Raw genomic sequence first — 19,200 nt, 5'->3', positions numbered from 1 at the left:
CTAATTTATTTTTGCTTTAATAGGGAGAATGCCAGAATCAAAACTCAAAAACTAACATTTAATGATAATGTGGCACAGTCTCATAGTTTTAACATCCCTAATTAGGAGGAGTGATGATATGCCTGTTATTAAACCTATCATTACCGCTGTCGCAACGGTTCCCGTTGCAACAGGCGGAACGATCACAACAACGGTAACGCCAGCTGTAACCCGTTACTTTGCTCTGATAGATGAAGCTATGATCGGAGCAGACTCGATTACCATGCCGGCTACGAGCTTTGTTGATGATGCCGAAGCAGCCGTGACAGCGTTCCCCGCGTTGACAGGTTCAGAATACTTTAATGTGTATATTAACGGCATGCTGCAACAGCTTGCCTTATCGACATTAACAACTGCCAGCTTGGTGCTCGATACGACGGATGTTCCAGCGGGAATACCGGTTTTGTTGGAAATCGCCAGTTTCACGAATACAGCATCCGCGATCACGACACAGCCGACGATATCGGCGCCGGTCATTACGATCATTAGTTAACAATAGAATCGAAGCGGCTATAAACCAAGGGTTGCCCCTAAATCAAGAAGAAAGGGGTAACCCTTGTTTATGGCTCAAGGTTACATAGATTAGAGGAATTTTGCGCCTGAATCCCGAATTTCATTAAGAACATGAAACGTTTGGGGGCTACAATATGAAACATTAATCCCCACCACCTACCGTAAGGTCAGAAAGATAAGTCAGGGGGACTATATAGGATCATGGATAAAAAATCATGGATTGTGGAAGCAACCATTTCGGATATGCAGCATGCGATGGCAGAGGGTTGGATGACTTCAGTAGAGCTGGTTCAATTGTATCTGGAGCGGATCAGGTTATACGATGGAATTCTCCGCTCGATTCTTGAGGTGAACCCTGAAGCGCTGCAAATTGCCGAGCAGCTGGATCGGGAGCGCAAGGACCAGGGTGCAAGAGGATTGCTGCACGGAGTTCCCATCCTGCTTAAAGACAATATCGACACCGGGGATCGGCTGCATACGAGCGCCGGCTCCATCGCTCTTGCCGATTCGTTTGCCACGAAAGACTCCTATGTTGCAGCGAAGCTGCGTAAGGCGGGTGCTGTTATTTTGGGCAAGAGCAACATGACCGAGTGGGCGAATTTCATGTCACCGACGATGTGGGCAGGATTCTCGTCAAGACATGGGCTTACGTTAAATCCCTACGGCCCTGGCGAAATGTTTGTTGGAGGTTCAAGCTCAGGCTCCGGTGCTGCGGTGGCGGCGAATTTGGCCGCGGCCGCCATCGGGACGGAAACATCTGGATCGATTATCAGTCCTTCCAGCCAGAACAGTCTGGTTGGCATTAAGCCGACGATCGGACTGGTAAGCCGGTCAGGCATCATACCCATCACCCATACGCAGGATACGGCAGGTCCAATGACCAGAACGGTGGAAGATGCCGCGATTCTGCTTAGCGCGATCGCGGGAAGCGATGATCTGGACGAAGTGACCCAGATAAATCCTCAAAAAAGGGTTGAGGACTATACCAAGTTTCTGGATTCGAGTTATTTGAGGAAAGCTCGAATCGGGATTCCCCGATACTACTATAAGCACCTCGATCGGGATAGACTAAATATTATTGAGTCCGCGATTGAAGTGCTGCGGGACCAAGGAGCCACCATTATTGATCCGGTGGAGTTGCCCTGCCAGGATACCCAATGGGATGCTAATGTCCTTCGCTATGAGTTCAAGAAATATGTCAATGATTATTTGGCAAACGTGGATGAGTCCCTGCCGGTTCATTCGTTGGCCGAGGTTATCGCTTATAATGAGGCACACGCTGATATTGCCTTGAAATATGGACAGGGCACATTAATTTGGGCCGAGGAAACGAGCGGCACGCTGACCGAAGAAGCGTATCTTGAGAGCAAGCAGAAGAACAAAGAAATGGCGGGAGCGAGAGGGATTGACCATGCTTTGCAGGCGTATCAGCTGGACGCCCTGCTGTTTCTGGGTAATGAATATGGACCGGATCTGGCTGCCCGGGCAGGGTATCCATCGGTAACCGTTCCCGGCGGTTATGCCGAGAAGGGCATCATAGCACCGGGAGGATATATCACGAAGGGTCCACAGGGCATTACGTTCATCGGGACGGCATATAGCGAGCCCGTGCTGATCCAATTAGCCTACGGCTTTGAGCAGGCTACCCAGCATCGCGTACCACCGAAGCTGTCATCCCAGTCGTCAGAGTAAAAGAGAGGTGATGTTCCATCATGCCGCGCAATTTGGAGTATGTTCCTTACGGTTACGAGCCCCCGAAGCCCACAACCAAAGGAACCTTAATATTTTATGACCTCTTTGAGCAGGTCCAGAAGGATTTAGAGCAGGCGGCTGCCATTTTAGAAGAGCGGTCATTTGTAAAATTGGTGTTGTATCCGCTGCATGAAGAGACGGCAAGGCGGATGTTCAAGGAGCCGGTAAGCCCTTATTACAAGCGGGAGAAACAGCTTCAGGAATGGGTAGAGGAGCATGGGGGATCATCGGTTGTGATTGAACCCTTCGAGTCGAAACGGAAGAAATACACGCCGATCGATACCGCGCTTCGTCATCTGGTAGAGAAATACGGAAGTCCCCATTTTCTGATCCTGACTCCTGAAGTAGCTAATGTGTTTGCATCCTTTTCTTCATTCGAGGAATGGATCGTGAAGCTGAGGCTAATCCTCTTGTCCGAGCCGCCGTACTTGCACCCGAGATTGGAGAAATTTCGCCATCGCTGGGACATCGCGGGGGAGAAGCGGGAAGATCACTAGGGTATAAAAAATGCCCGACTGTAGATTCGCCTACAGTCGGGTATTTTCTGTGATGGAGTAACGTTCATATAAAATGAAAAGGACTGCGCCCCAGGGGAACAGTCCTATGTTAATCCGTATGCAGACCGTTAAATCTCATCGATTCAGGTCCCTACGCGGGTAAGTTTACTTATGATCTTGCGCACGCTTTCTCCAGACAGGAAGTAGGTCCGTTCCAATTCCTCAATGGACCGTCCTTTGCAATAAGCGCGATACATTTCTTTATTTCGACTTTCGATGCGTTGTTTGGAACCGCTTAACTCTCCCCAGCCGGCTCTTTGCTCGCTCTGTTTCGGTATGTAGAGTAATTCTCCATCTATATACTGTTGAATTTGCTGCAGCAGCTCGGGGGGAAGCACTTCTCTTCCGTTCTTGTAATGGCCCATCGATGCCCTCCTCTTTCTGTATACATATTTAAGCTATCGCTGAGTTTCAAAACAATTGCATTGATCATGCTTGCCCTCCTCCTTTCGTGAAATTGGTTTTTTTTTTGGATTTGTTGGATTTTTGAATTTAAAAATAGATATAGGGAGCCCGCAGCGGGCTCCCATTTAACGGATATTCGCTTTACGCGAATACCACCTCACGGATCTGAATCATTGCAATCAGCCTCCTTTCAGCTCATTTCGTCGGCCCCGACTTCTATATTAAGCCATATGTAGATGGAAATTTGCAAGAGATAAAACAATATTAATTGTTTTTTACCAAAATTCATGAGGTGAACGATCTGAGAAAAACCCGAACGACTCATAGGGAATTTTGATGGTGTGTGACAGGATTATATAATATAGTTACTTCAGAATGCAAAAAAAGAAGGAGCTTTCGTGTATGTCCAATCACGATCCGCATATTCAGGAGTTAATCACGCTGAAGACGATCGCAGAAACGTTGAACGAGTCCAATGAGCTTGCCCCCATGCTGGACGTTGTTATTGCCAAGCTGCTGGAGCTAACGGGACTTACGACCGGTTGGCTGTTCTTGGTGGAAGATCAGGGAACGCATGAATTCGTAGCCAGCCGGAATTTGCCACCTGCCCTGAGCCGGGATAATAATGAACCCATGAGATGCGGCAGCTGCTGGTGCCTGGAGCGTTACGATGACGGACGTCTGAAAAATGCAGTGAACATTTTGAATTGCAAGCGTCTGGATAACGCCGTTCGGTATCAATGGGGCGATACAGAAGGCATAACCCACCATGCAACCGTTCCGCTGCGATCCGGCAGCCGCAGGTTCGGCGTACTGAATGTGGCTGCACCCGGGAAGCTGCATTTCACCAAAGAGGAACTGGCACTGCTGGAATCGGTAGCCTACCAAATTGGCAGCGCCATTGAGCGCATGCGGCTCTACGCAGCTGAGCAGCGCCGTGCGGATTTGTTTGCCCGGCTTGGGGAATATAGCAGCGCTCTCGGTGCTTATGCTTCCCAAGCGGTTAATCGGGCCGAATTAACGAAGCAAGTCATGAGTTTAATGGGCCGTTATTTTGACTGGCCGGTTGCCGCATTGCTGGAGCCAATCGGCAATGAAATGACACTTCGTGCCCTATACAGCGGAGGGCAGACAACGCTGCCCCATGCTAAATTTCGGCTTGCTGAAACTCCTCAAACCCGTTCTGGCAAGGGAAGGGTCTCTGAGGATCCGGTCCTCAGTGCTGAAGACGCGCAGCGGCTTGCGGATCTATTGGTGGAACAGGGATGGATTTCATCCATCCCCCGAGCAGTTGCGGTTCCGCTGGCGGCTGCCGGGGACACCTCATTTGGACTGCTTTTGGTAGGGTACGATCATCATGGGAATTCGTACCGGGCGGATAGGGAGGTGATTGAGGCACTGGCTGAACATATCGGTATGACACTTCAGCGCATTCGTCTAGAGGAGAACCGGCGCGAGCTCGCAAGAATGGATGAACGAAATCGTCTAGCCCGAGACCTGCACGACTCGGTAAGTCAAACCCTGTTCTCGCTGGTGATGATGTCCAAGGGTGTAGGGAGTATGCTTGCTGCGGAGCCTAATGAGCAGAGAAGCTTGCTCCAGGACACGATCCACGATATTCAGTCGTTATCGCAAAGCGCGCAGAAGGAAATGCGGGAACTGATCATGCAGCTTCGCCCACCCGGACTTGAGGAAGGGCTTATGACAGGCCTGAAACAATACGGCGAACGTTTGAAGCTCCATGTAAGTTCACATATCAGCGGGATACGGGACCTGCCCCGGATCGTGGAAGAAGCATTGTGGAGGATCGGTCAAGAGGCGCTGAACAATGTTAGCAAGCATGCGGATACAAAGGAAGTAACGGTAGTATTAACCCTGCAGGACAATGAAGTCGAACTTCGGATCGAAGATCATGGCCGCGGGATTACCAAGCAACGATTGAACGAGCTGACAAGACATTCGATAGGGTTGTCCAGCATGCGGGAACGGGCCGAATCGCTCGGAGGACAATTCCGTCTATACAGTGTGAACAGAGAGGGAACCATCATTGAGGTTTCGCTGCCCATAAGAGTGAGATCAACAGAGAATGGGGGGATAACGGATGATCCGATTGTTGATCGCTGACGATCACGCCATGGTGCGCCGGGGGCTACAGGTTTTTCTGGCGTCGCAGCCGGATATCGAGATGGTTGGCGAAGCCGCGAATGGCGAGGAGACGTTGGAGACGGCCAAACATCTAAATCCCGATGTCGTGTTAATGGATCTGAATATGCCGATCCTCAACGGAATCGATACGACCGCACGGTTAAAAAAAGAACAGCCTCACATTAAAGTCATCGTGCTGACCTCGTTTATCGATTATGACCATGTTCTTCCAGCCATTCGGGCAGGCGCACGCGGCTATCTTCTTAAGGATATCGAGCCTGAGGATCTGGTGGCTGCGATCAGGCGTGTAAATGAAGGCCAAGTCGAACTGCATCCGGATGCGGCAGGCCTGCTCATGACACATGTTACATCGCCGGCGGGAGCAGATGAGACCAGCGCGTCCGGCCATCAGGAAGAGGCTGCGCAGTTGGATAAACTTACCCGCCGGGAGCAGGAGGTGCTGCAGCTGATTGCATCGGGTATGAACAACAGGGAAATCAGCGAAGCGCTTTACATCACCGAGAAGACGGTTAAAACCCATGTCAGCCATCTGCTCGATAAGCTGGGGGTTGCCGACCGGACACAGGCGGCCATTTATGCGCTCAAGCATGGAATCGTATAAGGATTGCTGTATTTGGCTTACATAACGGTAAATATCTAAGACTATAGTTGTAGAAGCTCTCAGCCGAAGGCATGAGAGCTTTTGCTCGTAAAATCACTCTAAATGTTGACGATTTCCATGGCCTGCCTCCTCTACAATGTACTTAACAAAACATTGGATACCAATAAGGGAGGCAGTACCATGAAGATCGTGATTATAGCTGGCAGCAATCGTAAGGAAGCAACAAGCACCGTTCTGGCCAAAGCCTTGGAAGCGCAAATGAATCGGTTGTTCGTGGAAGTGAAGCTGTTTAACCTGTATGAAACACCGCTCCCGTTCTACTCGCCTGACGAGATATTCAACCGCCATGATGGCGTGCGCGAGCTGCAGCGCCTATTAATGGAGGCGGACGGCATTATTTTGACTACCCCAGAGTATCACGGAGGGATGAGCGGAGTTTTGAAGAACGCTTTGGATCATTTGGGGCAGATGCATTTCTCGGGTAAACCGGTTCTATCGGTAAGCTCGGCGGGAGGGGCGGTCGGCGTGAGTTCACTGCAGCAAATGCAGGCTACCATACGCAATTTGCACGGAATTAATAGTCCGGAATGGATCTCCATTGGCGGTTCTCAGCGTGCCATTTACGAATCCGAAGCGGCAGAAGGCACGATTGTGCTGGATTATCGGGCTAAAGAGGCGCTATCCATCTTTATGGAGCTGGTCAAGAAGATCAGCAGTAAAGAGGAGGTTGAAACCTCATGATCACTCATTTTGCCGGATTGAAATTAAAAACGGTCTCCATTCAGGGCGTGAAACAATTCTACAACGGATTGCTTCACTTCCCGATTGCAAGTGAAAGCGAGGTTGAGGTCGTATTTCAGCCTACACCGGATTTCACGCTCGCTTTTGAAGAAGCGTATGAACCTATAGCTCCTGCCCATATCGCGTTTGAAGTGCCTTATTCTCAGTTTGAATCCCTGATCCAGAAGCTCGCAGAGCAGGTACCTTTGTTGAAATGGCCTGATGGCGAAGTGGTTGAGCGCTTCGAATCCGGTGTGAACGTGTACTTCAAGGATGGTGATGGAAACTTGCTTGAGTTTATCGCGCATGATGATCTAAAGGAAGGGGTACTGGCGCCAAACGGCACCTATGGCGTCCTGTATTTGCGGGAGGTGGGATTGCCCGTGGAAGATCCGGTAGCCGCAAGATTGTGGATGAAGCGGACGCTGGGATTAACGATCGCCAAGGAGTCGGAGCAATTCGCTTTTGCCATTGGAGGAACAGCCCATGCCGTTGTTGTATCAACGAAGCGCAAATGGATTCCGATTTCGATGTATGCGCTGGCACCACCCTTGGAGATAACTTACGGAGTAACAGACGAACGGTTTCTGGACCGGGTTCGTTCCACTCTGGATCGGCGGATGATCGTTTCGGATAACAAGGATGGATTGCATTTTAGAATGTATGGTTACAGCATCCGAATGAAGATAACAAGCTTTCCCAAAGACATTGCAGCCCGGCTGAATCTGCCGAGTGCCATCGAAGGGAAGGAGGTGAATTCGGTCATTAGTGACCGGTATTTGGAGGATGGTCTTACGGCCTTGAGCCGCGGCGGCGAGGTTGGCTGGTTTGAAGGACATGTCGGCGGGGCGTATTTGGCTGCTTATTATATGCAGAAGGAGTTTGATTTGCCGCAAGATGTACGGAAGGGATTGGCCGCCAATTGCCGGCATTTGCGCAGTCAGCATGAAGATTGGTTCGAACCCTATCCTGCCGAGCCTGCTCAGCCTGAATTAATGAATCAATTGATTGAAGGGCTGCTGCCTAATCTGACGAATCTGAGCACCTCCGGACATGGTGTTACCCTGGCCGTCTTGGGACTGAAAGCATTGCGGGACCGTCCGGACTTGCTGACGCCGTCTATCGTTCGAGGCTTACTCAAGCTGATGGAAGATGCGGCCGTTGAACATAAGCTTGCAAGGTATTACGGAATCGAAGATTATACGAAGCTGGATCGTTCCGAAATCCGGCTCTCGGACGAGCCGCCGTACCGGAATGCATCCGATCTGGCTGGGCGTGCTTTATCCGAGTTGGATCACGTGCTGCCGGATCAACACGTTGAAGGTAAGTACTACTTTTTTGCAGGTGAGCTTGAGCATGGAATTACCCACGCCCACGCATTGATTGAGCTGGAACGGCTCGGATATGCTCAGCTTGCCAAGCTTGGTCAAAGCAATCACCGGCTGCAAATGAAACTCAACCGTTTAAAGCCACAAACGCTTTTGAATCAGGGGGTTCAGGCACCTGAAGAAGCTTCGATTATGGATTCGGCTTATTGGAGTAAACGGTATGAAGATCCGCATGCCATCAAGGTGCCTTATGCGGCACTGGCTCTGCTCCAATATGTGCCGCCTGAACGGAGAGAAGATATGGAGCGAGATGTGTGTAAACTACTCTCGTTGATGAAATAGGGCAATGGATATTTTGACATTGGTAATATATGGTGTTAGGCTAAAAATTAGTTGTTAAAAATAGATTGAAATATGCTAAGAAGGCATAGAACTGGAGGGTATCATGAAAGTCGCAATCGTTGTAGGAAGCATTAGAAAAGAGTCGTACAATATGAAACTGGCGGAATATTTGAAGCAGCGCTACTCGGATCAGATTGCGTTTGAAATTTTGGGGCTTCGAGATCTTCCGTTTTATGATCAAGACATTGAGCTGGACCCTCCTGCGGTCGTCAAGGATTTCAAAGAGCGGATTGCTGTCGCCGATGCGGTATTGTGGATCACGCCGGAGTATAATTACTCCATACCGGGCGTACTCAAGAACGCGCTCGACTGGTTATCGCGTGTCGATAAGGTCATGAACGGGAAGCCTTCATGGATCATGGGGGTGTCGATGGGACAGCTTGGAACCGTTCGCGCTCAAGAACATCTCCGGGATATTCTGTTTTCTGTTGGCATTACTTCGCCGCTGCTTCCGAACAATGAAGTATATATCGGAGCGGTACATGAGAAGATGGATGAGTCCGGCAAGCTGATTCATGAGCCGACGATCGGTTTCCTTGATATCGTGGTGAACAATTTCATTACGTGGATGAACACCCGCAAATAAATACGTAGTCATGGAGCCCTTTGGCAGTTGCCTGCCAAAGGGCTTTTCCTGTAATATTCACCTCGTAACACGAGATAACCTAAGCAAATGCGATTTGCTTTTGAACGGGGGAGGCTTTGATTGTATACGATTCTTATTGTGGACGACGAACCGATCGTAAGGGAAGGGATCCGAAACCGGATTCAGTGGGCTGATCATGGCTTTGAATGCATCGGGGATTGCGAGAACGGCAGGGATGCATTGGAGACTGTAACCCGCCATCCACCCGATGTTGTGTTAACGGACATCAACATGCCGTACATGGATGGCCTGGAATTGTCCCGCCATATTACGGAACGTTTTCCAAAGACGAAGATCATCATCCTGACCGGGTTTGACGATTTCGAATATGCCCAGCAGGCGGTGAAGCTGCAGGTCACGGATTTTATTTTGAAACCGGTTACTTCGGCGGAGTTAAGGGAGATGCTAGATAAACTCAAACTGGAAATGGATGAGGAACGCGGACATACGGAGCACTTGAAGAGGCTCAAGCATCAGTTGAATGAGAGTTTGGTCCTGCTTAAGGAACGATTTCTTGAACGACTGGCGTCATCGCCGATGAAGCGATCCGAGATCGAGAGCAAGCTGTCTTATTTTGATATTTCGCTTCCGGGGCCGCTTTATATCGCAATGGCAGCGGATATGGATGAGCGACGTTCGGATGAACAGCACGTCGATCATGAGCTGTATGCTTTTGCCTTATACAACATCATTCAGGAAATATTGGCGGGAGAGCCCGGTACAGCCGTTTTTCGCTACAAGGAGAACAAAGTCATGACCATTCTATCGGGCTCCGGCGAGGAGGAGCTGCACGCTCGGGCGCAGAAGCTGGCGGAGGAAATTCGCGGATCTACGAAACAGTTCATGAAATTCACGGTCACGCTGGGCATCGGAACGATGTGCCGCGACCTTCAGGATATCCGTTATTCCTGCAGAGCTTCGGAAGCTGCATTGGAATACCGGCTCCTGATCGGCCGCGATCAGGTGATCCATATCACGGATCTTGAAAAGCGGGGGGAAGCTCCTCTCCAGGATGGGATCGAAACCGAGTCAGCGCTAATCTCTGCGATCCGGGCCGGTACGGACGCTGAAGTGAAGGCGAGCATCCGGCAGCTGATCAAGGAACTTGGAAGCGCTTCAATTTCGATCGACCTGTGTTATGTGCGGATCGTACGAGTGATGCTTGCAGTTCTTCAAACCTTGATGGAAATCGGCAGCAATGAGAATGAGCTGATCGGCAAGGAGAAGAGGCTGCTGTCCGATTTGTATTCTTTTCGTTCACTGGACGAGATTGAGCATTGGTTAAATGAGGTGTGTGAACAAGCGCTAAGGGACGTTGCCAAGACGAGAAAGGACATGACCCGCACCCAGATGCTGGAGGCGGTCGATTTCATTCAGCGGCATTACGAGGATGTGGAGTTATCGATTAAGACCGTGTGCAGCCGGATCTACATGAGCACGAGTTATTTCAGCGCTTTGTTCAAGTCGCATACCGGGAAGACCTTCGTTGAATACGTAACGGAAGTCCGAATGGAGAAAGCGAAGGAACTTCTGAAGCATTCCTTGATGAGAACCTATGAAATTGCGGCGAAAACCGGTTATCAGGATCCTCAATATTTTAGCGTGCTGTTTAAGAAACATACCGGAGATACCCCGACGGAGTACCGGAATAAAATGACGTCAGGCAGGGTTAGTCCATGAAGGCTCCCCAGCGAATCAAAAGCATTCAATCCCGGATTGCCAGCTCCTTCGTGATGCTGGTGCTGTTTACGGCGCTGCTGCTGATCTTTATCTCCTATCGGCTGTCCGAATCGGCTGTGCGCGAAACGGCGGAGAGTTATACCTCCGAACTGATCAATCAAGTCAATGCGAATATCCAAACCTACGTAACGGGGATGAAGGACATCTCGCTGGCGGCGATGAATAACCCGAATGTGAGGGAATATCTCGCCTTGGCCGATGAACTGCAGCCTGCGGAACTAGCCATATTGAAAGCGAAGATATCGGAATATTTCCACTCGATTCGGGTTTCGCGCAAAGATATTGCGTCGATTAATATTTTTGGAGCGGGCGGGACCTTCATCTCCGATCGGGCGGACGCCGAACTGAATCCCTATATTGTGGTATCGGAGCAGCCCTGGTATCGGCAGGCGAAGGAAAACAACGGACAGACGGTGATCTCTTCGTCCCATGTACAGCCGGTCATCAAGGGAGAGTACCGTTGGGTCGTATCACTGAGCCGCGAGCTCAGCGGCGTGAATCCTTCGAATGGGCTTGGCATTCTGTTGATCGATCTTAACTTCAAGGTGATTAACGATATGCTCAGCAAGCTGGATCTGGGGAACCGGGGCTACGTGTTCGTGATTGACCGTCAAGGGCGGATTGTGTATCACCCGCAGCAGCAGCTGCTCTACAGCAATTTGAAGACGGAGAGATTAGAGCAGGTGCTTCAGGACAAGGAAGGGGGATTTGTCGTGAAGGAGGGCGGGGCAAGCCGGATATACAGTATCAAGGATACGGATTTCGGCTGGAAAATCGTCGGCGTTTTTTATGAGAATGAGCTGGTGGACAATAAGAAGCAGATGCAGCTTTCTTTTGCCATAGCAGGGTTGTTATGCCTTGGCGTCGGCGTGCTGTTCTCCGTCGTCATCTCCCGCAACTTGACGCGTCCCATCAAGAAGCTCCAAGAAAAAATGATGGAAGTGGAGAAGGGGAATTTTGATATCCGGGTTCCCGTGGGGCATTCCAGGGAAATCTCGGGCCTAGCCCGCAGCTTCAATGTGATGGTGCTGAAGGTGAAGGAATTGATGGTTCAAATCGTGATAGAGCAGGAGATTAAGAGGAAAAGCGAGTTGAATGCCCTGCAAGCCCAAATCAATCCCCATTTCCTCTACAATACGCTCGATTCCATTATATGGATGGCCGAGAGCAAGAAGCATGATGAGGTGATTCTGATGACATCGGCTTTAGCAAGGCTGTTTCGAGCTTCGCTCAGCAAAGGGAGGGAAATGATCCCGATTGCTACCGAGGTGGAGCATATAACGAATTATTTAAAAATACAACAAATGCGATACCAGGACAAAATCCGGTTTGCTCTGGATATGGATCGCGAACTTTACCCTTATCTTACGTTGAAGGTGCTGCTGCAGCCGCTGGTGGAGAATGCCATTTATCATGGTATCAAGAACAAAGAAGGTCCGGGTACGATCACGATTACGGGGAAGCGTCGAGATAACCGCATCGAGTTTCAAGTCAAGGACGACGGCATCGGGATGGATCAGTCCAAAGTTGAGACATTATTAACCTCTACAGGGAGCAAACAATCGAGAAACAGCGTTGGCATTGCAAATGTTCATCAGCGGATTCAGTTATATTTTGGAACGGAATATGGTCTTAGCTATGCGAGCGCGCCGGGATCGGGGACAATCGTAACGCTGGTTATTCCTGCCGTTCATCCGGATGAATGGCGGAGCTTGGAGGGGGATGTGCCATGAAGTCGTACATGAGACTGCGATATATTTTATTGCTGCTGGTTCCGGTTCTTATTCTGGGTTACGCGGTTTATCACTGGTCCAAGGAAGACCCCGGTACCAAGAAGATCATCGTGGGTGTCAAAGCCCTGGATGAGAATGAATTCTGGCGGGTGCTGATTGAAGGGGTGAGCACGGCTTCTCGTGAATTCGGCGTGGATGTCTCGGTGGTAGGACCCACGCAGGAAATCGAAGTCGACTTGCAGATTCAATTGCTGGAGGAAGCCATCAAGCAGAAGCCGGATGCGATTGTTTTGGCCGCCGCTGATTATAACCGTTTGGTTCCAGTTGCGGAGTCGATTCGCAAAGCTGACATCCCGCTTATTATGATTGATTCCGCCGTTAACGGTGATTATGCACAGAGCTTAATCGCGACCGATAATGTTCATGCGGGACAGAAGGCAGGCAAGGAGCTTTCCTCGCGGCTGCCGGCACATGCCAAGGTTGCTATTATCAGTTTCGTACGGGGCACCTCGACGCAGATTGAGAGGGAACAAGGGGTTCGAAGCATTTTGGAGCAGCGCAGCGGCACGGAAATTGTGGGTACTTACTACAGCGAGGGCAAGGAGGAGAGAGCTTATGAAATCACGAAGAAGCTGCTGCTGGAGACGCCTGACCTGAATGGAATCGTGGGACTGAATGAGCCTTCAACGGTGGGGGCAGGCAGAGCGATTCGAGAATTGGGGCTGGGGGGCAAGGTCAAGCTGGTCGGATTCGACAGCTCGGTGAAGGAAGTCAAACTGCTCGAAGAGGGAGTCCTGCAATCCACGATCGTTCAAAAACCCTTCAACATCGGCTACTTAGGCATCAAAACAGCCGTATCCATCATCGAAGGAGACAAAGTGTCACGCAACGTGTACACCGATTCCGTTGTCATCAACAAAGACAATATGTATACCGAGGAGAACCAGAAGCTGCTCTTTCCCTTTGTGGAAGAGTAGCTTCTTCCTTTATGGGGTCCTGTTAACAGATCATAGATTATTCAACATCGATCAGAGAATATTCCATTCCTCCGCAAGGGGAACGCTTTGTACAATGATTCATAAAAGGTGCCAGCTAGAGAGGTGAGGGGCTTTGAGCGAAGTATTGATACAGATGGAAGGAATCATGAAGGAATTTCCGGGCGTGCTTGCATTAAATAACTGCCGATTTGAACTGCTGCGCGGTGAGGTCCACGCGCTTATGGGTGAGAACGGTGCTGGCAAATCAACCATGATGAAAATCTTGACCGGCGTATACCAGAAGGATGCAGGAACGATCACGTACAAGGGGCAGCCCGTGGAGTTAACGAATCCGAAAGCGGCACAAGACGCGGGGATCAGCATGATCCATCAGGAATTGAACTTGGCGCCCGATCTGACAGTTGCTCAGAATATATTCATCGGGCGGGAGCCGCGGCGAAAGCTCCGATTGTTTCTGGATGATCAGGCGCTAAAGCGACAAGTGAAGGAACTGTTCGAGCGGATGGGCCTGGACATGGATCCATCCATCAAGGTTTCGGAACTAACGGTGGCCAAGCAGCAGATAGTGGAGATTGCCAAGGCGTTGTCTTATAGCGCCGACGTGCTGGTCATGGATGAGCCTACGGCGGCTTTAAGCGAAACCGAGATTGAGGATTTGTTCCGCATCATTCGCCAGCTTCGCGAAGGCGGAGTTGGAATCGTTTACATTTCCCACCGGATGGATGAGATCAAGCGAATTACGGATCGCATTACGGTAATGCGTGACGGACAGTACATCGATACGGTATCCACAGCTGAAGTTACCACCCAGGACATTATTTCCAAGATGGTTGGCCGGCAAATCTACGAGACCTCGAAGCCGGAGAGGAGCGCAGGTGAACGTGAGACGGTATTGGAGGTTAAAGGACTGAATCAAGGTCGAACTTTGAAGGACATTAACTTCACTCTGAAAAAGGGAGAAATCCTTGGCATTGCAGGGCTGGTTGGCGCGGGGCGGACCGAGCTTGCCCGGGCGATCTTCGGTGCCGACCGCATTCAATCCGGCGAGATCCAGGTTCATGGCCGCAAAATAACGATCAAGGGCCCCCACGATGCGGTGCGCCAAGGGATCGGTTATTTATCCGAGGATCGTAAGCGCTATGGATGCGTCGTCGATCTGGATGTGAAGAGCAATGTGGCTATTGCGTCATACGGTAACTTCGTGCGTCCCGGGGGCTGGATGAGTACGGCCAGGATTCGCAAGCAGGCGGAGGATATGGTCGAACGACTGAAGGTCAAAACACCGCATGTGGACCAGGAAGTAAAGTACCTCTCCGGCGGCAATCAGCAGAAAGTCGTGATCGGCAAATGGCTGACCCGCGATTGCGACATTCTGATCTTCGACGAACCGACGCGCGGGATCGATGTAGGGGCCAAGAGCGAAATCTACCGTTTGCTGAACGATCTAACGGCACAGGGCAAATCCATCATCATGATCTCCTCAGAGCTGCCGGAAATTCTTCGGATGAGTCATCGGGTTCTCGTGATGTGTGAAGGTCGGATTACGGGCGAGCTGGATCAAGAACAGGCGACCCAAGAAAGCATTATGCATCTGGCTACAGCAAGAATGTAAGCCGTTATCCATACACGTTAGGAGGAATAAGCAGATGAACATTCAAATCAAATCGGGCGCGCTTCAGCAAGTGCTGGCCCTAGCCAGCCTGGTCGTTCTCATTCTATTCTTTACGTTCTCATCCAGCAATTTCTTTCAGTTCTCCAATATCGTGGGCATTCTTCTTTCGACCGCGGTGATTGGCGTGCTGGCCTTGGGATCCACCTTTGTCATCATTACCGGCGGCATTGATCTGTCCGTCGGGACGGTCATGACGCTGAGCGGCGTTATGACCGGCGTATGCATCACCTTCTGGGGATTACCGGTACCTGTCGGCATCCTTGGCGGCATCTTAACGGGCGCGCTGTGCGGGCTTTTGTCGGGAACGGCAGTGGCGAAGATGAAGATCCCGCCTTTTATCGCAACGCTGGCGATGATGATGATTGCCAAAGGGCTGGCACTGATTATCTCCGGAGCCAAGCCGGTCTATTTCAACGACGCGGAAAGCTTTGCCGAGGTGTCCCAAGGCAGTGTGCTGGGCTGGTTGATACCGGGCCTTGTTATTCCGAATGCGGTCGTTATTTTCTTCATTGCGGCCGTTGTGGGTTACCTCATCTTATCGAAGACCATTATCGGCCGGTATAACTTTGCACTGGGCAGCAACGAGGAGGCGACCCGATTGTCCGGCGTCAATGTGGGCTTCTGGAAAATCGTCATTTACACCCTAACCGGCGCCTTTACGGGCTTGGCCGGTGTCATGATGGCATCGAGGCTGAATTCGGCCAATCCGGCCCTGGGCGCCGGGTATGAGCTGGAAGCCATCGCGGCGGTCGTGATCGGGGGAACTTCGCTCAGCGGAGGGAAAGGGACCATCATCGGTACGGTGATCGGCGCTTTGATCATGAGCGTGCTGACGAATGGATTACGCATTCTGTCCGTGCCGCAGGAGTGGCAAACCGTTGTCGTAGGGTTCGTTATCATACTCGCGGTGTATGCGGATATTTTGCGCAGACGCAAAGCGTAATGTTAGAGCTGCGTTCCACGCTAAGTTAGCCGAATGTTAACGGGTTAGAAGCTTCCTTGGATGGAAGTTCTATAGATGTACTATTTTGATAAACAAGGGGAGATGAAGATTATGAAAAAGCTATCCGTATTGGCTCTGATTCTCATGCTGACTGCAAGTATGCTGGCGGCTTGCGGTTCATCGGGCAATAACGCTGCCGGAGGAACCGACAATCCAAGCGAGGGCGGATCGGGTTCAGGTTCCAGTTCTGCAGCCGAAGGAGAAATCTACATCCCGATCATTTCCAAAGGCTTTCAGCACCAATTCTGGCAGGCGGTAAAAGCCGGTGCCGAGCAAGCTGGGGAAGAGCTTGGCGTACGGATTACCTTTGAAGGACCGGAGACGGAATCCCAGGTGGATAAGCAGATCGAAATGCTGCAGGCAGCACTCGACAAGAAACCAAGCGCGATCGGCTTTGCCGCATTGGATAGCCAGGCCTCCATACCTTATCTGAAAAAAGCCCAGGAAAACAACATCCCTGTCATCGCCTTCGATTCGGGCGTGGAAAGCGACATTCCGGTCACGACCGCATCGACGGACAATATGGCTGCATCCGCGCTTGCGGCAGATAAAATGGCGGAGCTCATCGGGAATGAAGGTAAAATCGCGATGGTGGTCCATGACCAGACCAGCGTAACCGGGGTTAGCCGCCGCGACGGTTTTAAGAAGCAGATCGAAGAGAAGTATCCGAATATCGAGATCGTAGACATTCAATATGGAGGCGGCGATCATCTGAAATCGACGGACCTGGCTAAAGCCATGATGCAGGCACATCCGGATTTGAAGGGGATATTCGGGGCGAATGAGGGCTCCGCCGTCGGCGTCATTAATGCGGTAATGGAGATGAAGAAGGAAGGCCAGATTATCGTGGTCGGGTTCGATTCCGGAAAAGCGCAGATTGACGCGATCAAGAACGGAACCATGGCGGGAGCCATCACACAAAATCCGGTCGGCATCGGATATGAGACGGTAAAAGCCGCCGTGGCGGCCGTCAAAGGGGAGAAGGTCGAGCCGCAGATCGATACGGGATTCTACTGGTACGACAAAAACAATATCGACAGCGACGAGATCAAAGCCGTGATCTATGAGTAAAATGAAATGAAGGGGAGCCCTATAGAGGGCTCCCCTTAACGTGACATCCGCTTACGCAGATGCCACCTCCATATTCTGAATCAATTCGTTCAGCCTCCTTTCCGAGCATTTGGTCCAGCCGGACATCTATATTAAACCATGGCTGGCGGTGGGAATGAAGTGAATAAACAGGCTTAATTGTTTTTTACCAGGAAGCCTTGTCATGAATGATACCGGATTTATGTTAACGGATCTGCCCCTCGTCCCACATCCGCTTCCAAATCTCTTCAACCGTTTCTTCAGGAGATAAATCGGAGGTGTCCAGCCACAGGCCAATTCTCGGCGTCTCGTCGGTCAACCGCCGATTCAACTCATGGATGGTCCATACCCCGTAACCTTTTTTGTCACGAATCAACTCGCGTGCGCTGATGGCATTCTCGGATGGGTTCAGCACAACAACGAAGACGGGAAGGCCGTTTAGCATTTCGGTTATTTGTTGCAGCGCCGGGCCGAGAATGACGTCCTGCAGAACGACATGAAAACCGGCTTCGGCATAGGTTCTGGCAGTGGAGGCGGATAACCTGTAGCGCAAGGCAAGCTGTCTTACCGCTTCGTCAGAAGCATCCGGAAGCATTTCTTCCCTTCCCCTGACAATCATTCTCCGAAACGAGTCTCCCCGCAAATGGACTGCGCGTTCAAACTTCTCGGCCAGCAGCTGGGCTACCGTCGACTTACCGGAAGCCATGACGCCGGTGACAACGATAACCGCTGGTTTACGTGAATGTGACATCGTGTTTCCTCCAGTTTGATTGGATTACAAATGAAGGGAGCCCTATGAGGGGCTCCCTTAAACGTGACACCCGCTTATGCGGATGCCACCTCCATATTCTGAATCAATTCGTTCAGCCTCCTTTCCGATCATTTTGTCCGGCCTGACAACTATATTAAACCACAGCCGTAGGCTGGGCTAAAGTGAACAAACAGGCTTAATTGTTTTTTACCAGCATCTAGACGGAAATTCGTAAATAAACGAAAACCTGAAAACCCTTGTCCCTCCATATTACTTACTTCCACGTAAGTATCTCACTTATAAGTACGTACTTCCGTAAAGTAAACTGTCTACTCTACAATAATCGTGTAGTTATTAACCAATACACTCATAAGGAGAGATTGACAATATGGAACTTCAATTGGCATTGGATTTGGTGAATATTCCGGAAGCAAAACAAGTGGTGGCTGAAGTCGCCGAGTTTATCGATATCGTGGAGATCGGCACGCCGGTTGTCATTAACGAAGGGCTTCATGCCGTAAAAGCGATTAAAGAGGCTTTCCCGCATCTGCGCGTGCTGGCCGATCTAAAAATTATGGATGCGGGCGGTTATGAGGTCATGAAGGCATCCGAAGCGGGCGCGGATATCATTACGGTGCTGGGCGTATCCGACGATTCCACGATCAAAGGCGCGGTGGCGGAAGCCCTCAAGCAAGGCAAGCAGGTCATGGTGGATATGATCAACGTAAAGGACATTGAAGGAAGAGCACGGGAGATTGATGCGTTCGGCGTCGATTACATTTGCGTGCATTCCGGATACGATCACCAGGCGGAGGGTAAAAACTCATTCGAGGAATTGGCTGCGATCAAACGTGTCGTTAAACATGCGAAGACCGCCGTTGCGGGAGGAATCAAAATCGAGACGCTCCCTGAGGTGATCCAGGCGAATCCCGATCTCGTCATCGTCGGCGGCGGAATTACAAGCCAGACGGACAAGAAGGTTGCAGCGGCTCAAATGAACCAACTTGTGAAGCAGGCTTAAATCA

The 19,200-nt window shown here is 50.7% G+C and carries 17 protein-coding genes; 15 read left to right on the top strand and 2 right to left on the bottom strand.

Annotation, left to right across the window (positions count from 1 at the left end; translation table 11 throughout):
- Positions 1-118 precede the first annotated feature (118 nt).
- From OHJ21_RS11980 to OHJ21_RS11970, 3 genes are all read left to right on the top strand, one after another.
- Entirely contained in the window at positions 119-532 is a 414-nt protein-coding gene (locus OHJ21_RS11980; RefSeq protein WP_100537847.1) for a DUF4183 domain-containing protein, read from the top strand.
- A gap of 221 nt (positions 533-753) precedes the next feature.
- Positions 754-2,244 carry an amidase family protein gene (locus tag OHJ21_RS11975; RefSeq protein ID WP_486020149.1) on the top strand — a complete coding sequence of 497 codons (1,491 nt, stop codon included), beginning with the start codon at positions 754-756 and terminating at the stop codon, positions 2,242-2,244.
- Between the two features lie 20 nt (positions 2,245-2,264).
- On the top strand, positions 2,265-2,801 hold the full coding sequence (locus OHJ21_RS11970) for a hypothetical protein (RefSeq protein ID WP_100537845.1): 537 nt from the start codon (positions 2,265-2,267) through the stop codon (positions 2,799-2,801).
- Between the two features lie 143 nt (positions 2,802-2,944).
- Here the strand turns inward: OHJ21_RS11970 and OHJ21_RS11965 are convergent, their stop codons facing one another.
- On the bottom strand, positions 2,945-3,226 hold the full coding sequence (locus OHJ21_RS11965; RefSeq protein ID WP_006211013.1) for a CD3324 family protein: 282 nt from the start codon (positions 3,224-3,226) through the stop codon (positions 2,945-2,947).
- A gap of 442 nt (positions 3,227-3,668) precedes the next feature.
- On the opposite strand from OHJ21_RS11965, the gene OHJ21_RS11960 reads away from it, so the two are divergent.
- The 11 genes from OHJ21_RS11960 (at position 3,669) to OHJ21_RS11910 (ending at position 17,406) form a co-directional block, all read left to right on the top strand.
- Positions 3,669-5,390 (top strand): GAF domain-containing sensor histidine kinase, encoded by a 1,722-nt coding sequence (locus tag OHJ21_RS11960; RefSeq protein WP_486020148.1) that lies wholly within the window; start codon positions 3,669-3,671, stop codon positions 5,388-5,390.
- A complete protein-coding gene (locus OHJ21_RS11955; protein ID WP_486020147.1) occupies positions 5,368-6,033 on the top strand; it encodes a response regulator in 666 nt (221 codons plus the stop codon). The genes OHJ21_RS11960 and OHJ21_RS11955 overlap by 23 nt, the downstream gene beginning before the upstream one ends.
- A gap of 180 nt (positions 6,034-6,213) precedes the next feature.
- Entirely contained in the window at positions 6,214-6,774 is a 561-nt protein-coding gene (locus OHJ21_RS11950; protein ID WP_100537842.1) for an NADPH-dependent FMN reductase, read from the top strand.
- Positions 6,771-8,483, top strand: coding sequence for a VOC family protein (locus OHJ21_RS11945; protein WP_486020145.1), 1,713 nt, complete (start codon positions 6,771-6,773; stop codon positions 8,481-8,483). Before OHJ21_RS11950 ends, OHJ21_RS11945 begins: the two co-directional genes overlap by 4 nt.
- A gap of 103 nt (positions 8,484-8,586) precedes the next feature.
- Positions 8,587-9,129 carry an NADPH-dependent FMN reductase gene (locus tag OHJ21_RS11940; RefSeq protein ID WP_486020144.1) on the top strand — a complete coding sequence of 181 codons (543 nt, stop codon included), beginning with the start codon at positions 8,587-8,589 and terminating at the stop codon, positions 9,127-9,129.
- Between the two features lie 120 nt (positions 9,130-9,249).
- Complete coding sequence (locus tag OHJ21_RS11935; protein WP_486020143.1) at positions 9,250-10,869, top strand: response regulator; 1,620 nt, start codon at positions 9,250-9,252, stop codon at positions 10,867-10,869.
- Positions 10,866-12,662 carry a cache domain-containing protein gene (locus OHJ21_RS11930; RefSeq protein ID WP_486020142.1) on the top strand — a complete coding sequence of 599 codons (1,797 nt, stop codon included), beginning with the start codon at positions 10,866-10,868 and terminating at the stop codon, positions 12,660-12,662. The genes OHJ21_RS11935 and OHJ21_RS11930 overlap by 4 nt, the downstream gene beginning before the upstream one ends.
- Positions 12,659-13,639 carry a substrate-binding domain-containing protein gene (locus tag OHJ21_RS11925; protein WP_394055029.1) on the top strand — a complete coding sequence of 327 codons (981 nt, stop codon included), beginning with the start codon at positions 12,659-12,661 and terminating at the stop codon, positions 13,637-13,639. The genes OHJ21_RS11930 and OHJ21_RS11925 overlap by 4 nt, the downstream gene beginning before the upstream one ends.
- 133 nt (positions 13,640-13,772) lie before the next feature.
- Positions 13,773-15,272 (top strand): sugar ABC transporter ATP-binding protein, encoded by a 1,500-nt coding sequence (locus OHJ21_RS11920; RefSeq protein WP_486020141.1) that lies wholly within the window; start codon positions 13,773-13,775, stop codon positions 15,270-15,272.
- 34 nt (positions 15,273-15,306) lie between these two features.
- Positions 15,307-16,275, top strand: coding sequence for an ABC transporter permease (locus OHJ21_RS11915; RefSeq protein WP_486020140.1), 969 nt, complete (start codon positions 15,307-15,309; stop codon positions 16,273-16,275).
- A gap of 102 nt (positions 16,276-16,377) precedes the next feature.
- A complete protein-coding gene (locus OHJ21_RS11910; RefSeq protein ID WP_326120361.1) occupies positions 16,378-17,406 on the top strand; it encodes an ABC transporter substrate-binding protein in 1,029 nt (342 codons plus the stop codon).
- A gap of 223 nt (positions 17,407-17,629) precedes the next feature.
- On the opposite strand, the gene OHJ21_RS11905 is transcribed toward OHJ21_RS11910, so the two are convergent.
- The gene (locus OHJ21_RS11905; RefSeq protein WP_394055033.1) at positions 17,630-18,175 is read right to left on the bottom strand and encodes an AAA family ATPase; all 546 of its coding nucleotides are present in this window, start codon (positions 18,173-18,175) and stop codon (positions 17,630-17,632) included.
- A 388-nt stretch (positions 18,176-18,563) separates the two neighbouring features.
- On the opposite strand from OHJ21_RS11905, the gene hxlA reads away from it, so the two are divergent.
- Positions 18,564-19,196, top strand: a complete 633-nt coding sequence (hxlA, locus tag OHJ21_RS11900) for a 3-hexulose-6-phosphate synthase (RefSeq protein ID WP_100537834.1) — start codon at positions 18,564-18,566, stop codon at positions 19,194-19,196.
- Positions 19,197-19,200: the final 4 nt, after the last annotated feature.

Source organism: Virgibacillus sp. LDC1 (genome assembly GCF_025792345.1).
In the GTDB taxonomy this organism is placed as follows: Bacteria; Bacillota; Bacilli; order Paenibacillales; family Paenibacillaceae; genus Paenibacillus_AQ; species Paenibacillus_AQ lautus.
Note: the sequence above shows the minus strand (reverse complement) of the source record. Positions and strands in the feature narration are given on the sequence as shown.